General features: G+C 57.7%; 19 protein-coding genes. 6 read left to right on the top strand and 13 right to left on the bottom strand.

Going from position 1 to position 16,991, the window contains the following annotated elements; genetic code table 11:
* Positions 1-54: 54 nt before the first annotated feature.
* Genes AABB29_RS17845 through AABB29_RS17835 form a run of 3 tightly spaced genes read right to left on the bottom strand, consistent with a single transcriptional unit; the run spans position 55 to position 2,602 of the window.
* On the bottom strand, positions 55-558 hold the full coding sequence (locus AABB29_RS17845; protein ID WP_341365629.1) for a flavin reductase family protein: 504 nt from the start codon (positions 556-558) through the stop codon (positions 55-57).
* On the bottom strand, positions 558-1,448 hold the full coding sequence (locus tag AABB29_RS17840; RefSeq protein WP_373636659.1) for an aldo/keto reductase family oxidoreductase: 891 nt from the start codon (positions 1,446-1,448) through the stop codon (positions 558-560). Before AABB29_RS17840 ends, AABB29_RS17845 begins: the two co-directional genes overlap by 1 nt.
* Positions 1,445-2,602: an LLM class flavin-dependent oxidoreductase gene (locus AABB29_RS17835; RefSeq protein ID WP_341365631.1), complete on the bottom strand. Its 1,158-nt coding sequence runs from the start codon at positions 2,600-2,602 to the stop codon at positions 1,445-1,447. The genes AABB29_RS17840 and AABB29_RS17835 overlap by 4 nt, the downstream gene beginning before the upstream one ends.
* 103 nt (positions 2,603-2,705) lie before the next feature.
* Between AABB29_RS17835 and AABB29_RS17830 the strand changes: the two genes are divergently transcribed.
* Positions 2,706-3,413, top strand: a complete 708-nt coding sequence (locus tag AABB29_RS17830) for a GntR family transcriptional regulator (RefSeq protein ID WP_341365632.1) — start codon at positions 2,706-2,708, stop codon at positions 3,411-3,413.
* Positions 3,414-3,425: 12 nt separating this feature from the next.
* The gene (locus AABB29_RS17825) at positions 3,426-4,508 is read left to right on the top strand and encodes a Gfo/Idh/MocA family oxidoreductase (protein WP_341365633.1); all 1,083 of its coding nucleotides are present in this window, start codon (positions 3,426-3,428) and stop codon (positions 4,506-4,508) included.
* On the opposite strand, the gene AABB29_RS17820 is transcribed toward AABB29_RS17825, so the two are convergent.
* On the bottom strand, positions 4,503-4,778 hold the full coding sequence (locus tag AABB29_RS17820) for a hypothetical protein (RefSeq protein ID WP_341365634.1): 276 nt from the start codon (positions 4,776-4,778) through the stop codon (positions 4,503-4,505). The genes AABB29_RS17825 and AABB29_RS17820 overlap by 6 nt on opposite strands.
* 583 nt (positions 4,779-5,361) lie before the next feature.
* Here AABB29_RS17820 and AABB29_RS17815 point away from each other — a divergent pair.
* The gene (locus tag AABB29_RS17815) at positions 5,362-6,003 is read left to right on the top strand and encodes a hypothetical protein (protein WP_341365635.1); all 642 of its coding nucleotides are present in this window, start codon (positions 5,362-5,364) and stop codon (positions 6,001-6,003) included.
* Positions 6,004-6,068: 65 nt separating this feature from the next.
* On the opposite strand, the gene AABB29_RS17810 is transcribed toward AABB29_RS17815, so the two are convergent.
* From AABB29_RS17810 to AABB29_RS17780, 7 genes are all read right to left on the bottom strand, one after another.
* On the bottom strand, positions 6,069-6,665 hold the full coding sequence (locus AABB29_RS17810) for a GNAT family N-acetyltransferase (RefSeq protein ID WP_341365636.1): 597 nt from the start codon (positions 6,663-6,665) through the stop codon (positions 6,069-6,071).
* A gap of 113 nt (positions 6,666-6,778) precedes the next feature.
* On the bottom strand, positions 6,779-8,053 hold the full coding sequence (eno, locus tag AABB29_RS17805) for a phosphopyruvate hydratase (RefSeq protein WP_341365637.1): 1,275 nt from the start codon (positions 8,051-8,053) through the stop codon (positions 6,779-6,781).
* 41 nt (positions 8,054-8,094) lie between these two features.
* Complete coding sequence (locus AABB29_RS17800) at positions 8,095-8,985, bottom strand: DMT family transporter (protein ID WP_341365638.1); 891 nt, start codon at positions 8,983-8,985, stop codon at positions 8,095-8,097.
* 3 nt (positions 8,986-8,988) lie between these two features.
* Positions 8,989-9,408: a Fur family transcriptional regulator gene (locus AABB29_RS17795; protein WP_341365639.1), complete on the bottom strand. Its 420-nt coding sequence runs from the start codon at positions 9,406-9,408 to the stop codon at positions 8,989-8,991.
* Positions 9,409-9,550: 142 nt separating this feature from the next.
* A complete protein-coding gene (locus AABB29_RS17790) occupies positions 9,551-10,402 on the bottom strand; it encodes a PhzF family phenazine biosynthesis protein (protein WP_341365640.1) in 852 nt (283 codons plus the stop codon).
* Positions 10,399-11,652, bottom strand: coding sequence for a sodium:proton antiporter (locus tag AABB29_RS17785; protein WP_341365641.1), 1,254 nt, complete (start codon positions 11,650-11,652; stop codon positions 10,399-10,401). The genes AABB29_RS17790 and AABB29_RS17785 overlap by 4 nt, the downstream gene beginning before the upstream one ends.
* 55 nt (positions 11,653-11,707) lie before the next feature.
* A complete protein-coding gene (locus AABB29_RS17780) occupies positions 11,708-12,535 on the bottom strand; it encodes a GNAT family N-acetyltransferase (protein ID WP_341365642.1) in 828 nt (275 codons plus the stop codon).
* Between the two features lie 46 nt (positions 12,536-12,581).
* On the opposite strand from AABB29_RS17780, the gene AABB29_RS17775 reads away from it, so the two are divergent.
* Positions 12,582-12,731 (top strand): hypothetical protein, encoded by a 150-nt coding sequence (locus tag AABB29_RS17775; RefSeq protein ID WP_341365643.1) that lies wholly within the window; start codon positions 12,582-12,584, stop codon positions 12,729-12,731.
* Here AABB29_RS17775 and tyrS read toward each other — a convergent pair.
* Positions 12,728-13,978: a tyrosine--tRNA ligase gene (tyrS, locus tag AABB29_RS17770; protein ID WP_341365644.1), complete on the bottom strand. Its 1,251-nt coding sequence runs from the start codon at positions 13,976-13,978 to the stop codon at positions 12,728-12,730. The two genes, AABB29_RS17775 and tyrS, sit on opposite strands and share 4 nt — an antisense overlap.
* Before the next feature lie 63 nt (positions 13,979-14,041).
* Here tyrS and AABB29_RS17765 point away from each other — a divergent pair, with 63 nt between their 5' ends.
* Together AABB29_RS17765 and AABB29_RS17760 are read left to right on the top strand one after the other, a co-directional pair.
* Positions 14,042-15,142: an anhydro-N-acetylmuramic acid kinase gene (locus AABB29_RS17765; RefSeq protein WP_341365645.1), complete on the top strand. Its 1,101-nt coding sequence runs from the start codon at positions 14,042-14,044 to the stop codon at positions 15,140-15,142.
* A 220-nt stretch (positions 15,143-15,362) separates the two neighbouring features.
* Positions 15,363-15,983: a porin family protein gene (locus AABB29_RS17760; RefSeq protein WP_341365646.1), complete on the top strand. Its 621-nt coding sequence runs from the start codon at positions 15,363-15,365 to the stop codon at positions 15,981-15,983.
* Between the two features lie 198 nt (positions 15,984-16,181).
* Here the strand turns inward: AABB29_RS17760 and AABB29_RS17755 are convergent, their stop codons facing one another.
* Positions 16,182-16,991, bottom strand: a complete 810-nt coding sequence (locus tag AABB29_RS17755) for an isocitrate lyase/phosphoenolpyruvate mutase family protein (protein ID WP_341365647.1) — start codon at positions 16,989-16,991, stop codon at positions 16,182-16,184.

Genomic DNA, 16,991 nt, shown 5'->3' with positions numbered 1-16,991 from the left:
TGCCCCCTTGCCCGTGCCGGGCAATTCCCCCGGGATATTTGGGGCCAAAAGAAATCAGGTTTCTTTGAAGGCTCCGTATTTTCCCCCGTGAAACACAAGCGGCTCGCCACCTGCATAATGTGCTTTTGTCACGCGGCCAACAATGATCACGTGATCGCCCGCATCATGCGTGGCTTCGAGATTGCATTCGAAGGTTGCCACGGCCCCGTCAATCAGCGGCATGCCGCAATGGGACGGGTGTGTTGGCAGATCACTGATCGCTGTTTTTGATTTGACCACGGCCGCGCAGATATCGCGTTGGTCTGCCCCTAGCACATGGATCGCATAGCGCCGCGAGCCTGCGAAATGTTCGAACCGTTTGGATGATTTGGCCGGCGACCAAAGCACCAATGGCGGATCAAGCGAGACGCTGGAAAAGCTGTTTGCCACGATCCCGACCGGCCCTTCGGGGCTGTCCGTCGTCACCACGGTGATCCCGGTCGCAAAGCTGCCCAAGGCGCCCCGAAAGCTATCGGCATCGGCGCTGGGGTCAAAGCTGGCGATGGTGCCCGCCTCCATTATGGGACCTCGGTGCCGAGCGCGGCGGTGTAGAGTTCGAACCAGGTTTGCCGGTCCATTTTCACTTTTAAAGCGTCTGACAAGCCTTTGATCCGGCTGAGGTTGTTGGTGCCCATCACCGGCATGATATTGGCTGGGTGGGCGAGCAGCCAAGCCACTGCAACAGCCCCACTGTCAACGCTATTGGCCTCTGCCACCTTGGCCAGCGCATCTTGCGGTGCGCCATTACCGGTCATCAGGCTGCCGCCGCCCAAGGGCGACCATGCCATGATCGGCACATCCCGTTCCTGCAGATACGCCACATCGCCATTGGTGAAGCCTTGATGCGCGGTCAGCGATAGTTCGATCTGGTTGGTGACCAGTTTTGTGTCCATCGCCGATTGCAGCAATGTCCAATCGTGCAGTTTGAAGTTGGACACCCCGACGCTGCGCACCTTGCCGGAGGCCACGACCGCATCCAATGCGGCGCCGGTTTCCTTGTGATCCATCATCGGATCCGGCCGGTGCACCAGAAGCGTGTCGATCTTGTCCACATCCATCAGCCGCAGCGAATGATCCACAGAGGCCAGGATATGATCCCGGCTGGTGTCGTAGTATTTCACCCGTGCGTCGCTGTAACGGCCCATCGGTGCCACGATATCGCATTTTGTGACGATCTCGATCTTGTCTTTCAGGGCAGGGGCGGCCTTGAGTGCGTTACCCAGCACTTCTTCGGCTTCATAGCCGCCATAGATGTCGGCCTGATCCATGGTCGTGATGCCTTGCTCCAGGCAGGCTTCGATCTTGGCCTGCACGTGGGCGGGCGAGGTGTCTGTGTCATCCCCAAGCCGCCACATCCCGTAAACGATGCGGCTGAAGGAAAGGTCATTGGTAATCTGGATGCGGTTCACTTGCGGATCCCTGTGCCGAGCGGCGTGGCTGGTGTTTCAGATGGCACACGCCCGTATTCATGGGGCAATGAGCAGGTTTTCAGGTTCGGCATCACGCGGCTGCCGAAATGTTTCGCCTCGTCGATATGCGGGTAGCCTGAGAAGATGAAAGCACGGATCCCCATCTTTTGATAGGCCTCGATTTTTGTCATGATCTGGTCGGTCGACCCAACCAGCGCCGCCCCACAGCCAGAGCGTGCCCGCCCGACGCCGGTCCAGAGCCCGGGTTCGACATAGCCGAATTTATCGGCCAGTTCCCGTGCCTTAGCCTGATGCGCGACCCCAAGCGAGATGCTGTCATGCGCCCGGTCCCGGATCAGTTTGCCGTATTCATCATCCAGTTTAGAGGCGATGTAGTCGGCGTATTCTTTTGCCTCGGCCTCGGTATCGCGCACGATCATATGCACCCGCAGCCCGTAGTCGAGCGTGCGGTTGTGGGCTTCGGCCTTTGCGTGCACGTCTTTCATCCGCTGTTCGAGTTGTTCGACTGGTTCGGGCCACATCAGGTAGACGTCGCATTGTGCCCCGCAAAGTTCCAGCGCCGCAGGCGAGTAGCCGCCGAAATAGAGCAGTGGCCCGCCGTTTTGCTGATAGGGCCGTGCCGGATCGGTGGGCACGTTTTTGAATTGGTAGATTTCCCCATCGTGGTTGATTTCGTCCTGCGTCCACGCTTGGCGCAGGATTTCAACAACCTCATGGCTGCGTTTGTAGCGGTAGCTGCTTTCGGCCACTTCGCCGGGGAAGTCGCTGCTGATGACATTCAGCGTCAGCCGCCCTTTGAGCATATGGTCAAGCGTGGCGACCGTCCGTGCCAGCATGATCGGTTGCATTTCCCCGCAGCGGATCGCTGCGAGGAAATTCATCCGATCCGTGAGTGGTGCCATGCCGGCGACGAATGAAAGCGTGTCTTGCCCGACCTGAAAAGAGGAGGGGGCGAGGATGTTGCGGAACCCTTGTTCCTCGGCCGTCAGGGCGATATCGCGGCAATGTTCCCAGCTGCTGCGCAGATCGCCATCGGGTACGCCGAGGAACTGATAATCATCCGAGCACAGGGCTGAAAACCAGCTGACTTCGGCCGCATCCAGGTCTGCACTTGTGACCGGTACGATGGTCATCGATTCCCCTCCCGTTTGGAATTATTTTCCCTTGCCTAGCATGGCTGAATATGTGAAGCAATGGTGTATCAATTTCATGCGCAGGCCACGGGGAGGGGTCGCCATGGCGAATACCTCTTCTTTGCCGAAGTTTATTCAGCTGAGCGAAATGTTGATCCGTGAGATAGCGGCGGGGCATTTGGCAGATGGCGCACGCCTGCCGCCCGAGCGCGAGATGGCGGATGATCTGGGCGTGGCTGTTGGCACGCTGCGCAAGGCGCTGGCTGATGTTGAGGCAAAGGGGCTGCTGGAGCGTATCCAAGGCTCTGGCAACTATGTGCGCCACCGGCCTGCTGTTGAATCGGTCTATGCGTTTTTCCGGCTGGAGCTGCTGAAAGGTGGGGGGCTTCCTACGGCCGAGGTTTTGGATGTGGCGCGTCTGGCCAAACCGGCGCCTTTTGCCCGCCTTGGCGGCGATCCCGAAGGCCACCGTATCCGCCGCTTGCGTTATCTTGATGATGTGCTGATTGCGCTTGAGGAAATCTGGCTGGACGGCGCACAGCGCGATGTCATCGCGACCGAGGACCTTTCGGAGTCCCTTTATCATTTTTATCGCCATGAGTTGGGGCTGGTGATCGCCAGTGTCGAAGACCGGATTGGTGTCGAAGCCGTGCCCGATTGGGCGCCTGCGGCCTTCCATCTGCGTCCCGGTGTCATGGCCGGCTATATCGCGCGGGTCAGCTGGACCGCCGCCAAGGAACCGGCCGAATTTTCGCGCACCTGGTACGATGCTGGGCGCGCTGCATATATCTCTCGTATGGGAAAAGGTTAAAGCGACGTGGAAATGGTAAACTATGGCCTGATCGGCTGCGGCATGATGGGCTGCGAACACATTCTGAATATCAATCTGTTGCCGCAGGGACGGGTATCAGTGGTCTATGATCCGGTGCCCGAGCAGGCCCAAAAGGCTGCCACAATGGCTCAGGATGCCCATGTGGCAGAGACATTGGAAGACCTGTTGGCCTTTGAACAGCTTGATGCGGTGATCATTGTCAGTCCGAACTACCTGCATGTCCCGCAGCTGCGCCAGATTGTTGAAACCCGCCCGCTGCCGATCTTGTGTGAAAAGCCGCTATATACAAACCCGGCCGACGCCCCGGTGCTGGACGCGTTGTTTGAAGGCTACCCCCATCCGGTATGGGTCGCGATGGAGTATCGCTATATGCCCCCCGTCGCCGCCTTGATTGCGCAGGCTGAGCAGGCGACAGGCGGTATCAAGATGTTGACCATCCGCGAGCATCGTTTTCCCTTCTTGCCGAAGATTGGCGATTGGAACCGCTTTAATGCCAAGACAGGCGGGACATTGGTTGAGAAATGCTGCCACTTCTTTGATCTGATGCGCCTGATTTTGCAGGATGAGCCGGTGCGTGTGATGGCCAGCGCCGGGCAGTCGCTGAACCATATTGATGAGCGTTACGACGGGCACGCCCCGGATATTTGGGATAATGGCTATGTGATCCTGGATTTTGCCAAAGGTGCGCGCGCCATGCTTGAGCTGTGCATGTTTGCCGAAGGATCAAAATGGCAGGAAGAGATCAGCGCGGTTGGCCCCAAGGGCAAGATCGAGGCGCTGGTCCCAGGACCTGGCCGTTTCTGGCCAAAGCTGTTGGGTGATCCACCTGTGCCGCAGATGATCATTAGCCCGCGCGCGCCGAAGGGCCCTTATGTGTCAGAGATCCCGGTCGATCAGACGTTGCTTGAGGCAGGCGATCATAACGGATCAACCTTTTATCAGCACCAGCGCTTTAATGCAGTGCTGCGCGGCGAGGGTGAGGTAGAGGTTACGCTATCGGACGGTGCCAAGGCGATTGCCATTGGTCTGGCCGCCCAACGTAGCGCGCAATCAGGGCAGGCGGTCAACCTATAGGTTGCCGTCGCCCGCCGCGGCTGTCGGGACTGACATCTCAACACATCCCGTCCCTTCGCAAGACACAACGGCTGCGGGCACATAGGCCGTGCCGTTTTGTGTTGTCACGATATAGAAGTTGTCGACGAACCCGGCGAATTCGCCAACAATCGTCGTGCCGTTTTGATGTATCGTCAGCGCGATATCATTCGCGCTGACGATTGACGGTGTGGATGCCGCGAGTAACGACATCCCGATCATACGGATCATACCATTTACTTTGATAACCATGACACTCTTACAAACACTGCAGAAAACATCTGCCTTACGTAGGGTTCATTAGGTCTCAGATCGATTAAAAGTCAATGAAGCTTTGCGGCAAATTTTCAGAACTATGCTAAAGTACAGTTCCGCCCGGGGGTTCGTGGCATCTTTGTGTCGGCATTCTACCGAAACCTGGCGAAACACAATAAAATAAGGCGTTTGCGCCGTTTTTGTAACGCCTTTGTTACTGCCCTTAGGGCTGATTCGTGGTTGCCTGCGACACCGAGCGGTGGAAACGATTCCCCCATTGATTGGCCCATTGCAGGTGAAACTGACGCGCTTGCCGAAGCGTTCGTGAAGCCTGATGTACCGGGTTCAGCAGCAGACAGGTGCAGGGTCCGTGCGCCCTTATTAGGGTCAATCTACCGTTTGATTGGTGCTGGTTTTTGTCGCGTCCCTCGTCTGCCTTACATTGCTTAATTTCGGCTCCGAGGTCCTGACGAATTATACGATCCTACGGTGTAAAAGCTGATGCCGGCTTGCGTCACATAACTTTTACATTTGGGTGTTTTCTAAAAGCTGCAAAAAAGAGAAAATATAGGAGGCTCCGATGACCTCTCTCAATACTCAGCTATGGGAGCTGATTAAGACGCATAAAATGCCTGATGATGCTGATGGCACACCATTCATTGAACAGCTGATGAATGAAAACAGCATCTCTCAAGAAACGGCCACAGTGGCGATCTCTGAATACCTGAAATTTATGTATATCTGCGCCACGCGGCGGGAACGGAATGTTCCCTCGAAGGCTGTGGATCTGGTCTGGCATCTGCATATGCAGCACAGCCGAGATTACTGGGATGTGTTTTGCCAGAAATTGGGCAAACCCGTGCATCATAATCCGGGTGGGAACGGCGTTGGACATCTTGAGGACTACAAGGCGACTGTCGCCGCCTATAGGCCCCTTTTTGGATCACCTCCGAAAGGGATCTGGCGGCAGAATAATAGGCTGCAGAACTATATTGGTTTGATAACTATTGCGACTTTTGCTGTCGCTGGTGCGGCGGCTGTCCATGGAGGGGAACCCGATGGAATTTTCGCTCTGGGTGCCGCGATGTTCATGTCAGCAAGCACGTATAAACGTTTCACAAAGAAAGGTGAATTTACCTTGATCTTTGGGTGCGATGATCCGTTCGCCGACGATGACGCGGGGGACTGTGGTTCAGGGGATTGCGGCGGCTGCGGTGATTGATCGGTTATCGTGGTTTCGTCTGGGCCACGCAATTGTTCGGCGTACTTGGGAAGCCAAATGATCTTTTATTGGAGAAATGGAATTTGCGGTGCGGCGCTGATTGAATGCGTTTCGTCGAACCTTGGATCGTCCAATATCTCTACAGCGCGTTTGTAGGCTGTGAACCCGCAGCTTTGGTAGAACGGCAGCGCGGCGGGGCTGTCGAGCGTGCAGGTGTGCAGGAAGAGGCGGGTGTTCCGGGTCGCGAAGGCTTTGCGGATTGCTTGGTCCATCATCCAGCGCCCCAGCCCTTGGCCCGTGGCGCTGGGGATGAGGCCGAAGAAGGCGATTTCATTGACCTCGGGCCGCCGGAAGTCCAGCTCGACCAACCCGATGTCTTGCCCATCCTGGCGCACGGCGTGGATCAGGACGTTTTCGTCGGTCAGGATCGCGTTCAGCGCCTCACGCTCCAGCCGCAGCCGCGAGGTCCAGAGCCATGGCGTGCCGATTTCGCGGAAAAGATCGAGATACCAGTCGGGGTCGGGCGTTGGCAGATGCGTCAGTGTCGCGCCGTCGGGGGCGGGCACTGGCGCCCGTTCGGGCGGGGCGTGCATCTGCAGATAGGTTACCACGGCGGCCAGTTTGCCAGGGGGCAGGGGGTGTTTACCGTTTTCGAGGGTCATGAACCTTACCTTTGCCAATTACTCTGCGGTGGACACTATAAAACCTTCCCCGTGGGGAAGGTTTCTATGAGGGCGATGTCGCGGTCTGTTTAACCGAGCTTCGGTCTTTTTTCCTACTTCAGGATGCTGCGCCCGGCGTAGACGGCGGTTTCGCCCAGCAGTTCCTCGATCCGGATCAGCTGGTTGTATTTGGCCAGCCGGTCAGAGCGCGACAGCGAGCCGGTTTTGATTTGCCCGCAATTGGTGGCGACGGCCAGATCCGCGATGGTCGCGTCCTCGGTTTCGCCAGAGCGGTGCGACATCACGTTGGTGAAGCGCGCCCGGTGCGCCATGTCGACTGCTTTGAGCGTTTCGGTCAGCGTGCCGATCTGGTTGACCTTGACCAGCATGGAGTTGGCCGAGCCTTTGGCGATGCCGTCCGCCAGACGCGCCGGGTTGGTCACAAACAGATCGTCGCCGACCAGTTGCACCTTATCCCCGATTTTGTCGGTCAGGGCTTTCCAGCCGTCCCAGTCATCTTCTGACATGCCGTCTTCGATGCTGATAATCGGGTAGTCTTGGGTCAGTTTGGCCAGATAGTCGGCGTTTTCTTCGGAAGTCAGCGAAATGCCTTCGCCGACCATCTCATATTTGCCGTCCTTGTAGTATTCTGTCGCTGCACAATCGAGCGCGAGGTAGACGTCTTCGCCGGGCTTGTAGCCCGCCTTTTCAATCGAGGTCATGATGAAGTCGAGCGCAACGCGGGTGCTTTCCAGGTTGGGCGCAAAGCCACCTTCGTCGCCGATCCCGGTGTTGTGCCCTGCGGTGGACAGCTCTTTTTTCAACGTGTGGAAAATTTCCGACCCCATGCGCACCGCCTCGCGGATCGAGGTGGCGCTGACTGGCATGATCATGAATTCCTGGATGTCGATCGGGTTATCTGCATGCTCGCCGCCGTTAATGATATTCATCATGGGCACGGGCAGGGTGCGCGCGGACGTGCCGCCGATGTAACGGAAAAGGGGCTGCGCGGTGAAGTCGGCGGCGGCTTTGGCGACGGCCATGGACACGCCCAAGATCGCATTGGCGCCAAGCCGGCCTTTGTTGGGTGTGCCGTCCAGTTCGATCATCGCCTCGTCGATGGCCACCTGTTCGGTGGCGTCAAAGCCAACCAGCGCTTCGGCGATTTCGCTGTTCACAGCGGTGACCGCCTCGAGCACGCCTTTGCCCATGTAACGCGATTTGTCGCCATCACGCTTTTCAACAGCCTCATGTGCGCCGGTTGACGCGCCAGACGGAACGGCCGCCCGCCCCATGGTCCCATCTTCCAGGATCACATCGACTTCGACGGTTGGGTTCCCCCGGCTATCAAGAATTTCGCGGGCGTGGATGTCGATGATCGTGCTCATGAGGTGCTTCCTTTTAGGAGGTGTTAGCGATATCGCGCGCTCTATAACGCGGGTTCGGGTTGAGGGGAAGTATGGCGCAGCCGGGCTTCGCGCCAAAGGGTGAAAATGCCGGATGCAATAATGATTGTCGCGCCGATCAAAGTGGGCAGATCAGGGACCTCGGCGAAGACCAGATACCCCAGTATGAGGGCGAATATCATCCGGCTATAGCGGAACGATGAAATGATCCCGGCATTGCCGGTCCGGGTTGCGGCCACAAGCGCCAGATAGGCGATGATCACAATGATGATGCAGCCCAGCAGGAGCGCTATCTGGGTTCCATTTGGCGCAACAGAGCTTTGGCCTTGTAGGGCCATCAGCAGCAGGCTCGCGGGGATGATCGTCACGAATGTATGGAACGCCAATTGCGGCGCCGAGAGGCCGACGGACAGGCTACGGGTCAAAAGATCACGTGCCGCCAGACCCAGCATGCCGGCCACCGCCAAAAGCGTCGCCGGCACGAACCCATCCATGCCGGGGCGGATGATGATCAGGACGCCAGCAAAGCCGATCAGGATCGCCAGCCAGCGCCGCCAGCCCACCGGCTGCCCCAGGAACAAAGCCGCCCCCATCGCCACGACCAGCGGGGTTGCCTGTATCACCGCCGAGGCGGTTGTCAGCGGGATCAGCGAGAGCGCGGTGATGAATAGGCAAGACCCGGCCGCATCGCAAAAGCTGCGCAGCAACACCTTGGGGTTCAGGTATTCGGGCTGCCAGACCGGGATGCCCCGGACGGCGAACCATATCCAGAAGGACACAGCGCCGCCGACGCAGATCACCAGCAGGATTTGCCCGGCAGGCAGTGTTGCCGACAGGTTCTTGATTAATGCGTCTTCGATCGCAAAAGACAGCATCGCCAAAACCATGAAGGCCGCACCGCGCAGGTTTTCCAATGCTCAGTCGTCCTTGTCAGAAAGGGGCACGCCATAAAGTTCAAGCCGATGCCCCATCAACCGATAGCCCAGCTTGGCTGCGATCCGTTCCTGCAACGCTTCGATTTCGGGATCGACAAATTCGATAACTTCGCCGGTTTGCATATTGATCAAATGATCGTGGTGATCCCGATCCGCTGTTTCATAACGCGCCCGCCCATCGCCGAATTCGTGTTTTTCCAGGATTCCGGATTCTTCGAACAGTTTGACCGTCCGATAAACCGTGGCCAGCGAAATCCGCGGATCAGCGCTTGAGGCTCGTTTGTAAAGCTCTTCGACATCCGGGTGGTCGTCGGCCTCTTCAAGCACGCCCGCAATCGTGCGGCGCTGTTCGGTCATACGCAGGCCGTTGGCTTCACAGCGGGCGAGAATGGTGTTCGTCATTGGGGTCCCAGAATTTGTCAGCCTGTTCATAACCGGCCTGCCGCCCGGTTGCCAGAGCCGCCAGGGCATTTCCGTTGCCCACGCAAATCGCATTTCCCTGACGGTCGCATGCAAAGATGCCTCAAGCTAAACCTGAAACGCGTTAGAAAACCAATTCACCCTGCATCGTTTTGACAGCTTGCCCGTGGATCGTCACAGCCACGGGCGTGCTTTGATCTGTCGTTGCCGTGATTTGCGAAGGACGCCCCATGGCGGTGCCTTGGGTAATGTTCAGCGTTTGCGCCGTGCCCAATTTTTCGGTCAAAAGGGCGGCCAGCGTCGCGGCGGCACTGCCGGTGGCCGGGTCCTCTGGGATGTTGTCGAGCGGGGCGAACATGCGCGATTGGATTTCATCGCCCTCGCACACGTAGGCGTATAGCGAAAAATCATGCCCGACGGGATGCTGGCCCGCGCCCCGTTTGATCGCGTCGAGCGAGGGGCTGCAGCGGTTCAGCGCATCGGAATTTTGCAGCTGGCAGATGACGAACGGCAGGCCGAGGCTGGCTTGTTGCGGGACATGGACATCTGTCTTGAGATCGCCGGGTGTTAGCCCGAGCGCTTCGGCCACCAGGGCAGGATCGGGCTGATCCAAGAGTTCAAGTGCTTTGCTGGTCGTAAAGGAGGCCAAGTCGCCGTCGAAGGTGCAGGGAATCGGCCCAACCCCAAGTTCCATAACCATATCCCCGGCGTGCCCCAGATCGCGCAGCGCGATAGCGGTCCCGATGGTGGGATGTCCGGCAAAGGGCACCTCCATTGTTGGCGTAAAAATGCGTACTTTTGCCGTATGCCCCGGATTTGTTGGCGGGTAGACAAAGGTGACTTCGGAGAAGTTAAATTCACGCGCGATCTTTTGCAGGTCATCCTCGGCCAGCTGTGTGGCATCGGGTATGACGGCCAACTGATTTCCGCCAAATGCGTTCTCGGTGAAGACGTCGTAGACGACATATTTGGTCATGCTGCTGGTTCCTGTGTTTCGCGGCCCACCTTTTCGGCCAAACGCGCGACGGTCAGCCCTTGCACGATGATTGAGAAGATCACGACCATATAGGTGGCCGTCAGGATCAGCGGTTTCCATTCGCTATCGGGCAGTGATAGGGCCAGCGCAACCGAGATACCGCCTTTCAGCCCGCCCCAGGTCATAATCGGAATAACCCCGGACGAAAATTCGCGGAATGGGCGGAGTGTGAGCACCGGGCCCGCGACCGCCGCCAGGCGTGCAATCAAGGCCAGCGCGATGGCGGCGACACCGGCTGTCAGGTATTCCAGTTCGAACGCGATGGCGAATACCTCAAACCCGATCAGCAGGAACAAGACGGCGTTCAGAATTTCATCGATCAGTTTCCAGAATGCGTCAACATAATGCCGGGTTTCGTCTGACATCCCGTGTTTCGCGCCAAAATCGCCAATCAAAAGCCCGGCGCAAACCGCCATAATTGGGGCCGAGACATGCAGATACACCGCAAGCTCATACCCGCCAAAGGCCAGTCCCAATGTGATCAGCACCTCAAGCGAATAGTCATCGATCCGCCGCATCACCCGGAAAGTCAGCCAGCCCAGTACGATCCCCAGGATCGCGCCGCCAAGCGCCTCTTGGAAGAATAGCTGCACCGCATCGGCCAGCCCGCTGCCATGTGCGTCGCCATGCGGAAAGGCCAGCCCGACCAGAACCAAGAATACCACATAGCCGACGCCATCGTTAAACAGGCTTTCTCCCGCGATCTTGGTTTCAAGCGATTTGCGAAGGTCAGCCTGCCGCAGCACCCCTAGCACCGCAACCGGGTCTGTGGGTGAAATCAAGGCTCCAAAAACCAAGGCGATCAAGATCGGCATGCCCGTGAGCCATGAAAACCCATAGCCCACAATAATCGTTGAAAGCGCGATGCCCATCGTCGCCATCAGCATGACCACAACCCATTCGCGTTTCAGATCGGACAGTTTCACATGCAAAGCGCCAGCGAACAAAAGCAGGCCCAGCATCCCTTCAAGCAATGCGTCGGAAAAATCGATACCCAATACGGTGGTGCGGACCACATCCGCGACGCCCAAGCCGGGCAGCACCATGTCTAGCAACATAATGACAAATGACGCCAAAAGCGCGACGATAAGAATGCCGATGGCAGAGGGTAGGCGCAGGAACAGGTAGTTAATTGCGCCAAATGCCCCGGCAAGAACGATCAATAATGAGGTGATTTGCAGTAAAGTCATGAAAAGGCCCCGGTTTATTTCCCTTGGCTTATCATTTGCTTGATGCGGGGCAAAGCTAAAGCCCCGGAATTTTCAACCAAGTCCCCCCGAGTGGGCGAATGACCGCGCCTGTGCCGATCTTAAAACGGGCGAGGCCGGGCGCCGTGTCGGTATCTACCTGGCCCAGATCCAGACGCGTAAAGCCGCGCTGCGCCAAGTGGCTGGCTGCATCCATCAGCATCCGGTGATGTGCGCCGTCCTGCCGGGCCTCGGCACTGGTCCAGCCGATATGATAGGTCGCCACTGGGTGATGCAGCAAAAACAGCATTCCAGCGATGGCCGTGCCTTTGCGGCCGGCTGAATACACGACGACATCTTTGGGATTTTCAGCGGCATAGGCCCGGATAATGCTATGCGGCAGCGCCCGATACCCTTTTTGCTTTTGTTGCTGCGTGTCTGCATCCAATAGCCACCCATGCTTATGCGGGGCAAACCGTTCGCGGTGATAACGCAACGCGCTGCTTTGGCTGCGCCGCCAGATGTTACGCCATTTGCCATGCGCGCGGGTCAGCAGGCCGCCTTCGGTGTCCGTCAGATCAAGCTCTGCCACCGATCCGGCCGTATGGATCAGCCGAAACCCCGCGCGGCGCAGTGTCTTTGGTTCCTTTGAGTCGGTGTTGACCAGCCGCAAATGCGATTGCCGTAAACTGGTCACACGCGCATCGATAGGGGCATCTGTCATCCAGATCGGACCACGCGAGGCAAAGCGCAGCCCGAACCGCCTGATCGACAACAGCGGCGCCGCATGGGGCAGAGGGTGGATATCGACCTGCTGGCCCAAACGGCCCAGAGCGGCGGCAAAACTGGGATGCTGTTGCAGGGGCAGGGCAGGTGTTGATTTCATGGGCGTTGTTAAGCCACCCGAAACCTAAGCTGGGGTTAATGGCGGCATGAAACGCAAAAACACGACAGCCCGCACCGTCGCAGGGATCAGCGCGCCACCGCCACGCCCAACCGTGCTGGGCGCCGCCCTTGTTGCGGCCACCATCACCTTTCCCATTGGCGTGACGCTATTGGTGATTGATTTGCTGTTGTTCTAGCCAACCTGCACAAGCGCATGTCGTTTTTTGCCCGCGCTTAGCTTGATTGGTTCAGCCAGTGCTGCGGCATCCATGAACAGACTGGCATCGGTCAGCGGTGCATCATTGAGGCGCGCGCCATTCTCGGCGATCAGGCGTTTTGCCTCTTTCCCGCTGCCGGCAAGGCCTGAGCGTACAAGCAGTTGCACGATCGAGATCCCGTCCTGCACATCGTCTGCAGATAAGGTCAGGGTGGGCAGATCGTCACCAACGCCGCCCTTTTCAAAGACTTCCTTGGCCGTGGCCTCGGCCGTCTTGGCCGCGTCAGCGCCATGCAGCAAGGTTGTGACCTCATTGGCCAGGATAATCTTGGCCGCATTGATCTCTGAGCCTTCCAACGCGCCGAGGCGGTCGCATTCGTCCAGCGGCAGCTCGGTGTAAAGCTTTAGGAAACGGCCTGTATCTGCATCGGTCGTATTGCGCCAGAATTGCCAGAATTCATAAGGGGACAGCATGTCGGCATTGAGCCAGACAGCACCAGCTTGGGACTTGCCCATCTTCTTGCCGTCGCTGGTCGTCAAGAGCGGCGAGGTCAGCCCATAGATTTCATGGTCCAGCACCCGCCGGGTCAGATCGATCCCGTTGACGATATTGCCCCATTGATCCGATCCGCCCATTTGTAGCAAGCAGCCGTAACGGCGGTTCAGCTCAAGAAAATCATAGGCCTGTAAGATCATGTAGTTGAATTCGAGGAAGGAAAGCGATTGTTCCCGGTCAAGCCGCGACTTGACGCTTTCAAAAGACAGCATCCGGTTGATCGAAAAGTGCCGCCCGATATCCCGCAGAAAATCAAGGTAGTTCAACCCGTCCAGCCATTCGGCATTGTTGATCATCAAGGCCCCGGTGGGGCTGTCATCATAGGTCAGGTAGGCCGAAAAGACCTTTTTGATCCCGGCGATATTGGCGTCGATTTGCTCCGGTCCCAGCAGCGGACGTTCATCCGCGCGAAACGACGGATCGCCCACTTTGGTCGTGCCGCCGCCCATCAAGGTGATCGGCTTGTGTCCGGTTTTTTGCAACCAGCGCAACATCATAATCTGAATCAGTGATCCGACATGTAACGACTTGGCAGTGGCGTCAAATCCGATATACGCCGGTGTAACGCCTTTGCTGAGCATCTCATCCAGGCCCTGATAATCGGTGCAATCGGCCAGAAAGCCGCGCGTGATCATCGTTTGCATGAAGTCGGATTTGGGATGGTAAGTCATTGGCTGGTTCCTCTGGGGCGCACGGTGCACTCTATACTGAGGTCAAAGAGCAAGGGAAAGTGGATGTTGCAGGCAGGCTTGGTCACAGCCCTCGGGACGATGTCTGGCACCTCACTTGATGGGGTGGATGCGGCGGTTGTGATCACCGATGGCGTGCAGATCGCCGGATTTGGCCCAACAATGTATCGCCCTTATCGTGACGACGAACGCGCTTTTTTGCGTGCCCATCTGGGGTGCTGGCAGGGTGATGACGTCGAGAATGCCGCCCGATTTATCGAATGGGCCCATTGGGAGGCGATGTACAGCCTTGGCCGCGTGGATATCGGCGGATTTCACGGGCAGACGCTGGCCCATGATCCGGGTGGGCGCGGTACGCATCAATGTGGCAACGGTCAAAATCTGGCTGATGCGCTGGGCTATCCCGTTGTTTGGGATTTTCGCAGCGCTGATGTGGCTGCAGGCGGGCAGGGTGCGCCGCTGGCCCCGTTTTATCACTTTGCTTTGGCGAAATGGATCAAGGCAGAAGAGCCTGTTGTCTTTTTGAACCTTGGCGGGGTGGGCAATCTGACCTGGGTTGATCCGTCATTTGATGATCCGGCGGATGAAGGGGCGTTGATGGCCTTTGATACCGGCCCTGCCAATGCCCCGATCAACGATCTGATGATGCAGCGCCGCGGCGTTCCTTTTGATACAGGTGGCGCGCTTGCCGGGATCGGCAAGGCCGACTTGCAGGTTCTTGAGGATTTCCTGCAGCACCCCTATTTCAAAAAGGCGCCGCCGAAATCGCTGGACCGGGATGATTTTGCCGGGCTCATCGATGCGGTCGCTGAATTGCCCGATGCGCGGGCTGTCGCGACATTGACCCAGGCGGTAGTGGTCAGCGTCTGGCGCGCGATCGCACAATGCCCGGCGCCGCCGTCGCGGGTGCTTGTGACCGGGGGCGGACGGCTCAACCGGACCATCATGGGGGGGCTTGCCCAAGCGCTTGATTGCGACGTTTCAGTGGTGGAACGGGCGGGGCTAAGTGGCGATATGCTGGAGGCGCAGGCCTTTGCATATTTGGCGGTGCGCGCTGCACGCGGATTGCCGATTTCAGCCCCTGCGAGCACTGGAATCAGTCAGCCTGCGACGGGCGGCCAGGTCGCGTTCCCGCGTATAGAGTGACAAATAAAAGTCGCAATTTCAGAGAAAAATCTCGATAATTTGCTACAATGCTCTAGTTTTTTTCTGATTGTTTCATTTATGGGCGGTAAATGGCTCAGTTTTCGTTCACAATTTCGCTCGAATTCGCCGAATGAATTCACAGGCCCGTGAGGGGCGTTGTCCCTGCCGTTTTCGGTGCCATGTAGATGCGTACGACAACCCCGAATGAACGGAGAAGAAAATGAAATCGACATTCAAAATGGCCCGCACGAGCATGATGGCTGCCCCTCTGATCGCAGTGGCAGGCATGGCCTCAGCCGGTGGCTTGTCTGAGCCTGTTGCGGCTCCGACGCCGGTACCGGTTGCTCCGGCACCTGTGCCAGTAGCTCCGATATCGGATTGGACGGGTTTTTATGCCGGTGGCCAGCTTGGGTTTGGTCAACTGGATTCAGATGATTTGACCGAAGATCCCGACGGTCTGCTATACGGTGTGCATGGTGGTTACCTTTATGATCTGGGTAGCTGGATAATCGGTGGCGAATTGGACATCGATGGCACCGAGATTGAAGATGAGACTGCCGATGTGGCCCTTGATTCAGTCGCCCGCGCAAAATTGCGCGTTGGCTATGATGCTGGAAACTGGCTGCCATATGTAACCGGTGGTATCGCCCAGGCGAGCACATCAGGCGCAGTTGACGGTGAAGACACAGGGTCCTTTGGAGGCCTTGGCGTAGAATATCGCATCAGTGACAGCATGCGCGTTGGCGGCGAAGTTCTTCAGCATCAGTTTGAAGACTTTGACGGTACCGGAATTGATATTGATGCGACAACAGCCACAGCGCGCGTATCGTTCCAGTTCTAAACACCACTCACAGGCGTCCGGGGTGATCTGTCCCTTCCCCTCAAGCTCCGTCACCCCGGATGTTCATCAAGGCCCGCAGCATGCTGCGGGCCTTTTTGTTAGAGCATTTTGCGTTTGAACGGGATCGCAATTCGCTGCCTCTCCCTGCGGTCGAACGCAATTTGCGATGCGGGTTGCTCAGACAAAAAGCAAAACGCTTTAGCGCAGCAACGCGTCAATTGTATCGCTGCGAATCCCGTTTTTGAGAAAGTCAAACTGACCATCCGAGAACATCCGAAGCGCCGCATCATGCATGACCCGGTGCGTCATCCGGGCCAACGAAGACCCCAAAGACAGGCGTGCCGCGCCCGCTTGGGCGAAATCCGTGACGGTTTGCTGTGTAAAGGCACCTGCCACCAATGCGTTCACCGGGGCGGTTGTTGCGGCGCAGATGCGGGCAAGCGCGTCCATATCGGGCGGCATCGGTGCAAAGAGGCAATCCGCGCCCGCAGCTTCAAAGGCCTGCAACCGACGGATCGCTTCATCCGTGTCATATTGCGCGCGCAGAATACCGTCCGCGCGTGCCGTCAGGATAAAATCATGCCGCAAATCCTTTGCGGCTGCCGCAGCTGCCTTGATCCGCTCAATAGCCAGATCAAAATCGTAGGCGGTCTCGGTCGGCAGCGCGATATCCTCGATGCATATTCCAGCCAGACCAATTTCAGCGGCCAGTTTGACGGTTTCAGCGCAGGTTTCTGGCGTGTCGCCAAACCCGTTTTCGAAATCGCCCTGCATGGGCACCGTTGCCACTGACAAAATCTCTTGTGCATGTGCCAAAGCTTCGTCTCGGGTGACATTACCGCCATCGGGCCGCCCCATGGTAAACGCATGCGCCGCCGAGGATGTGGCCAGCGCCTTTGCCCCCATCGCCTGCATCATCTTGGCCGATCCGCGGTCCCAGACATTGACCATCAAAAGTGGATCGCCCTTTTGGTGCAGGGCGCGGAATGTTTCTGCCGAATGGGTCAT

Origin of the sequence: Yoonia sp. BS5-3, from assembly GCF_038069655.2 — a bacterium.
Lineage (GTDB): Bacteria > Pseudomonadota > Alphaproteobacteria > Rhodobacterales > Rhodobacteraceae > Yoonia > Yoonia phaeophyticola.
The sequence above is the reverse complement of the archived record's forward strand: the minus strand, read 5'-3'. Positions and strand labels throughout refer to the sequence as shown.

What these genes read in the sequence shown, in the direction of transcription:
- AABB29_RS17845 (WP_341365629.1), bottom strand. Translation starts at nt 558, where the DNA reads ATGGAGGCGGGCACCATCGCCAGCTTTGACCCCAGCGCCGATGCCGAT.
- AABB29_RS17835 (WP_341365631.1), bottom strand. Translation starts at nt 2,602, where the DNA reads ATGACCATCGTACCGGTCACAAGTGCAGACCTGGATGCGGCCGAAGTC.
- AABB29_RS17830 (WP_341365632.1), top strand. Translation starts at nt 2,706, where the DNA reads ATGGCGAATACCTCTTCTTTGCCGAAGTTTATTCAGCTGAGCGAAATG.
- AABB29_RS17825 (WP_341365633.1), top strand. Translation starts at nt 3,426, where the DNA reads ATGGTAAACTATGGCCTGATCGGCTGCGGCATGATGGGCTGCGAACAC.
- AABB29_RS17820 (WP_341365634.1), bottom strand. Translation starts at nt 4,778, where the DNA reads ATGGTTATCAAAGTAAATGGTATGATCCGTATGATCGGGATGTCGTTA.
- AABB29_RS17815 (WP_341365635.1), top strand. Translation starts at nt 5,362, where the DNA reads ATGACCTCTCTCAATACTCAGCTATGGGAGCTGATTAAGACGCATAAA.
- AABB29_RS17810 (WP_341365636.1), bottom strand. Translation starts at nt 6,665, where the DNA reads ATGACCCTCGAAAACGGTAAACACCCCCTGCCCCCTGGCAAACTGGCC.
- eno (WP_341365637.1), bottom strand. Translation starts at nt 8,053, where the DNA reads ATGAGCACGATCATCGACATCCACGCCCGCGAAATTCTTGATAGCCGG.
- AABB29_RS17795 (WP_341365639.1), bottom strand. Translation starts at nt 9,408, where the DNA reads ATGACGAACACCATTCTCGCCCGCTGTGAAGCCAACGGCCTGCGTATG.
- AABB29_RS17790 (WP_341365640.1), bottom strand. Translation starts at nt 10,402, where the DNA reads ATGACCAAATATGTCGTCTACGACGTCTTCACCGAGAACGCATTTGGC.
- AABB29_RS17785 (WP_341365641.1), bottom strand. Translation starts at nt 11,652, where the DNA reads ATGACTTTACTGCAAATCACCTCATTATTGATCGTTCTTGCCGGGGCA.
- AABB29_RS17780 (WP_341365642.1), bottom strand. Translation starts at nt 12,535, where the DNA reads ATGAAATCAACACCTGCCCTGCCCCTGCAACAGCATCCCAGTTTTGCC.
- AABB29_RS17775 (WP_341365643.1), top strand. Translation starts at nt 12,582, where the DNA reads ATGAAACGCAAAAACACGACAGCCCGCACCGTCGCAGGGATCAGCGCG.
- tyrS (WP_341365644.1), bottom strand. Translation starts at nt 13,978, where the DNA reads ATGACTTACCATCCCAAATCCGACTTCATGCAAACGATGATCACGCGC.
- AABB29_RS17765 (WP_341365645.1), top strand. Translation starts at nt 14,042, where the DNA reads ATGTTGCAGGCAGGCTTGGTCACAGCCCTCGGGACGATGTCTGGCACC.
- AABB29_RS17760 (WP_341365646.1), top strand. Translation starts at nt 15,363, where the DNA reads ATGAAATCGACATTCAAAATGGCCCGCACGAGCATGATGGCTGCCCCT.
- AABB29_RS17755 (WP_341365647.1), bottom strand. Translation starts at nt 16,991, where the DNA reads ATGACCCATTCGGCAGAAACATTCCGCGCCCTGCACCAAAAGGGCGAT.